This is a genomic window from Rhizobium sp. SEMIA 4085, assembly GCF_013004495.1.
Classification (GTDB): domain Bacteria; phylum Pseudomonadota; class Alphaproteobacteria; order Rhizobiales; family Rhizobiaceae; genus Rhizobium; species Rhizobium gallicum.
In genome coordinates, this window is sequence record NZ_JABEPH010000421.1 from 1 (window position 1) to 4,596 (window position 4,596).

Sequence of the window (4,596 nt, forward strand, 5' to 3'; positions counted from 1 at the left end):
CACCGATACCGCTCAGCGAGCCGATAATGGATGTGGCCTCCATCGGCATCAGGACAATCTTGGAATTCCCGGCCGTACCGATGGCAGACAGCGCCTCTGTATATTTCTGCGCGACGAAATAGTTGATCGCCTGCACGTCGCCGGCGGCGATCGCCTCGGAGACCATCTTTGTCGCCTTGGCTTCCGCCTCGGCCAGACGCTCTCGGGCCTCCGCTTCGCGGAACGCTGCCTCGCGCTGGCCTTCTGCCTCCAGGATCGCCGATTGCTTGGCACCTTCGGCGCGAAGGATCTGAGCGTTGCGCGAACCTTCGGCTTCCAGAATCTGGGCACGCTTCTCACGCTCGGCCTTCATTTGCCGCGCCATGGCGTCGACGAGATCGGTCGGCGGACGGATGTCCTTGATCTCGATACGGGTGACCTTGATGCCCCAAGGCTGCACGGCATCATCGACAACCCGCAGCAGCCGGTCATTGATCGCATCGCGGTTGGACAGAAGCTCGTCGAGGTCCATAGAGCCCATGACGGAACGGATATTGGTCATCGTCAGGTTAAGAACGGCGTTTTCGAGATTGGAGACCTGATAGGCGGCCTGCGCGGCATTCAGGACCTGATAGAAGGCGACAGCATCGGCGGCGACCGAGGCGTTGTCCCGGGTGATGACTTCCTGAGTGGGGACGTCGAGCACCTGCTCCATCACATTCATGCGGGCGCCGATGCGCTCGATGAAGGGCGTGATGATGTTGAGGCCCGGCTCCAGTGTGCGCGTATAGCGGCCGAAGCGCTCGATCGTATAGCGATAGCCCTGCGGCACCGTCTTGATGCCTGCAAAAAGCACAAGGATGACGAAGACGACGAGAGCAATAACGACGATATCGAACCCGCCTAAAATCATCACGCTTTCTCCTTCACCGCCCATGATCGCGGCGATCCTATTCAACGAGCGGGATATTCACAAGCGCACGCCAAGGTTTTAGGCAGCAGGACGAAGACCCGGGCGCGGCTGGCAGCAGACGTCCGTCTCAGACCCAACCCAGCAGTTCGCGGCGCACGACCTTTTCCAGCACGCGCATCCCGTCTTCACTGTCGTTGAGGCATGGAATATGCGCAAACTTCTCGCCACCGTTTTCATGAAAGGAATGGGCCGCCTGCTCGGCAATCTCTTCCAGTGTTTCCAGGCAGTCGGAGACGAAACCGGGATTGAGAACGGCGATGCGTTTGACGCCGTCCTGCGCCAGCTTTTCGACCGTCTTGTCGGTATAGGGCTGCAGCCATTCTTCCGGCCCAAAGCGGGACTGGAAGGTGATCATGAACTTCTCCTTCGCAAGCCCGAGCGTTTCGCGAAGCAAGCGCCCCGTCTCCTGGCATTGGTAGAAGTAGGGATCGCCCTGCTCGGAATAGGAGAGCGGGATGCCGTGAAACGAGGCGAGGATCACCTCCGGTTCCCAGTCGAGCCCCGCAAGATGCTTTGTCACCGAACTGGCGAGCGCTTCGATATAGGTCTCGTCGTCGTGATAGTCCGGCACCGTGCGCAATGCCGGCTGCCAGCGCATCTTCAAGAGATGCCGGAATGCCTTGTCGTTGACCGTGGCGGTCGTCGCTGCCGCATATTGCGGATAGAGCGGGAAAAGAACGATGCGGTCGCAGCCTTCGTCTTTCAGCGCGTTGATGCGCGAAGCGATCGAGGGCGTGCCGTAACGCATGGCCCAGTCTACCTTTACATTCGGCAGGTCCTTCAGACGCGCGGCCATGAGATCGGACTGGTTGCGCGTATAGGTGCGCAGGAAGCTCTCGTTCTTATCCTTGTTCCAGATCGTCTCGTAAGCCTTGCCGACCTTCTGCGGACGGGTGTTCAGGACGATGCCGAAGAGGATCGGGTACCATTTCAACGGTGACCATTCGATGACGCGCCTGTCGGTCAGGAATTCGCGCAGATAGCGCCGCATCGACGTGTAGTCGGTGCCGTCGGGCGTGCCGAGATTGACGAGAAGGACTCCGACCTTGCCGAATTTGACCGGAGGATGCTCCGCCGGGAGGTATGAAGGTGCAATGGTCATCTTGGCCCCAACGTTTGATAGTCCCTTCCCGCTCATAGGCAGCCGGCGCGGTGGTCTATCCCTATAAGTGGAAAAACCGGCCCGGGGAACCCCGGACCGGTCTTCAACATCCAGACAATTGCCTTACTTTGCGGGAACCTGCAGCTCCTTGCCGACCATCAGGCGACGCGGATCGGGATTGCCGTTGGCTTCGGAGATTTTCTTCCAGAGCTCGCCATCGCCGTAAAACTGCTTGGCAAGATCCCAAAGGGTATCACCTGGGGCGATGACATGGCCTGCAGGCGTCGCCGAAGCCGGTGCGCTGGCAGCTGGCGCAGTTGCGTCTGGAGCTTGAGCGGATGGAGCAGCCGGCGCGGCAGGTGCAGCGGTCGCAGCCGGGGCGGCTTGCGCTATGCGGCCGTCGGTGTAGGGCTTGTAAGGGTTATGGGCCGCCAGATATTCGACCGTCACGTCGGCGAGATCCGGACCGAAGTCATAGGCATTCTTGCCGGCTGTTTCGAAGATCGAATAGCCATCCCCGCCGGCGCGCATGAAATTGTTGGTGACGACGCCGTAGGTCTTGGCCGGATCGATCGGTGCGAAGTTGTCGCCCTCCTTGACCTCAACGCCGCTGACACGGCTGCCCGCCGGCTTCGACTTGTCGAAGCTGTATTTCAGGCCAGCGACCTGCGCGAAGCGGCCGGCGCCCTCATCGATCTGGCTGACACCGTTTTCTAGCGCCGTGACGATGTCTGCGCCCGTCAGCTGGAAGGTGGCCAGCGTGTTCTGGAACGGCAGCACGGTGATGACTTCGCCCTGGGTGATATCGCCGCCGTCGATCGAGGCGCGAAGGCCGCCCCCGTTCTGGATGGCGATCTGTATGCCCTGGTTCTTCGTGCGATCGAGCATGGCATCGGCAACGAGGTTGCCCATCGAGCACTCCTTGACGCGGCAAACGGTGCGGTCGCCCTCGATCGGGGCTTCGGACGAGCCGATGACCTTCTTGCGGAGTTCTTCGATCGGTTTCGCCAGTTCCTGGATACGGGCAACAAGGGCAGGGTCGGGCGTAAAGGAGGAGTCGATCAGGATCGGATCGCCCTTGGCGCTCTTGACGACGCCGCTGTCATCGAAGTCGACGACCAGATCACCGAGATATTTGCTGTAGGATGCCGCCTGCACGACGGGCACCTTGTAGCCGCCCGGATTGTCCACCATCGTCGGGTAAGGGCCCTCCGCCTTCGGATCGGTGTTCGAAAGCAGGCTGTGCGAGTGGCCGCCAACGACGACATCGACATCCGGAATCTTGGCGATGGCTGCGAGATCTCGCGGATAGCCGACATGGGTAAGCGCGATGATCTTGTTGATGCCCTGGGCCTTCAATTCCTGGACGGCCGCGCTGATCGTCTGGACGTCCTCGGCAATCATCACTTTGGGGCCGGGAGAGGAAAGCTCTTCGGTGTCATTGGCCACGGCGCCGACGAGGCCGATCTTCTGTCCGCCGACATCGAGCACCAGCGAAGGCTTGATGCGATCGCCGAGCTTCGAGCCGTCGGCGGCAAGGACGTTTGCGGAAATAACCGGGAACTGGACCTTGTCGAGGAAGGCGGCGAGGCCGTCCTCGCTGTCGTCAAATTCATGGTTGCCGACGGTCATGACATCGAACTTCATGGCGTTCAGCATCTCGGCTTCCGCAGTACCTTTGTAGGTCGTGTAGAAGAGCGAACCCTGAAAGTTGTCGCCGGCGTTCAAAAGCAGGACGTTCTGGCCGGAGAGCGCCTGGCGGCGCTGGTCGATGGCGGTCTTCAAGCGGGCGGCGCCGCCGAAGCACGCATTCTTGCCTTCGTCCTCCGCCGAGCAGGTGGAATCGAACTTGTTGATCGACTCGATGCGTGAATGGAAATCATTGATATGAAGAATATTGAGCTGGTAGTCCGCAAAGGCCGCGCCAGCGCTAAGCGCCAGCATCGATGCGGTCAACAGACCGAAGCTAAATGACTTGGTCATACTGTTCTCCTGATTTAATGGCGAAGCCCCGTACCCCTGACTTCGTCCTTCCCTTAATCGTTTGGCGGCTACCCGGCGTGCGGATGTTTTCATCAACGATGACCGACCGCAAGTGCAAAAAAGCTGGTGTTCTCGGGGTGCCTTCCAAGAGGCAGAAACGAAAAAAGCTCCCGCAAAGGAGAGCTTCTTCATCGAAAGCGGGGGAAATTACATGCGGCGCGTCAACGTGAATTGCGAACCTGCATCCGAGGTGCAGTTCAGCTGACTTTGGTTGACGAGCGCGCAATTGACCTTCGACTGCGTCTTGCGAACCAGCGATGTCATGCTGATTTCGACCAGTGACGGCGAGGTGTTGATATAGGTGCCGGACGCGAGCAGCTGGTTGCTGTCGGTCGTGCGGGTGGTGAAGGTGCCTGCCTGGAAGGTAGAAATGATGCCGTTCGGATCGGACCAGGAACCCTCGACGCCGGTCGGCGCAGCGCGTGTCGCTACCGGCATGGGGCGGTCTGAGACGCAGGCGGCAAGCGCTGCTGCGGGCCCCGCAAGCACGAGAATGTGT

4 protein-coding genes are annotated in these 4,596 nt (G+C 60.2%); all 4 read right to left on the reverse strand.

Annotated elements, in window-relative coordinates; all coding sequences use genetic code 11:
* Positions 1–892 (reverse strand): SPFH domain-containing protein (locus C9413_RS28095; RefSeq protein ID WP_170251213.1); only part of this gene is annotated, 892 nt, incomplete at its 3' end.
* Between the two features lie 127 nt (positions 893–1,019).
* A complete protein-coding gene (gene hemH / locus C9413_RS28100) occupies positions 1,020–2,054 on the reverse strand; it encodes a ferrochelatase (protein WP_039846076.1) in 1,035 nt (344 codons plus the stop codon).
* A 123-nt stretch (positions 2,055–2,177) separates the two neighbouring features.
* Positions 2,178–4,037 (reverse strand): 5'-nucleotidase C-terminal domain-containing protein, encoded by a 1,860-nt coding sequence (locus C9413_RS28105; protein ID WP_039846075.1) that lies wholly within the window; start codon positions 4,035–4,037, stop codon positions 2,178–2,180.
* A 207-nt stretch (positions 4,038–4,244) separates the two neighbouring features.
* Complete coding sequence (gene omp10 / locus C9413_RS28110) at positions 4,245–4,592, reverse strand: outer membrane lipoprotein Omp10 (RefSeq protein WP_170251214.1); 348 nt, start codon at positions 4,590–4,592, stop codon at positions 4,245–4,247.
* Positions 4,593–4,596 lie beyond the last annotated feature (4 nt).

Coding starts and splice junctions, on each gene's coding strand:
- hemH (WP_039846076.1), bottom strand. CDS start 2,054: ATGACCATTGCACCTTCATACCTCCCGGCGGAGCATCCTCCGGTCAAA.
- C9413_RS28105 (WP_039846075.1), bottom strand. CDS start 4,037: ATGACCAAGTCATTTAGCTTCGGTCTGTTGACCGCATCGATGCTGGCG.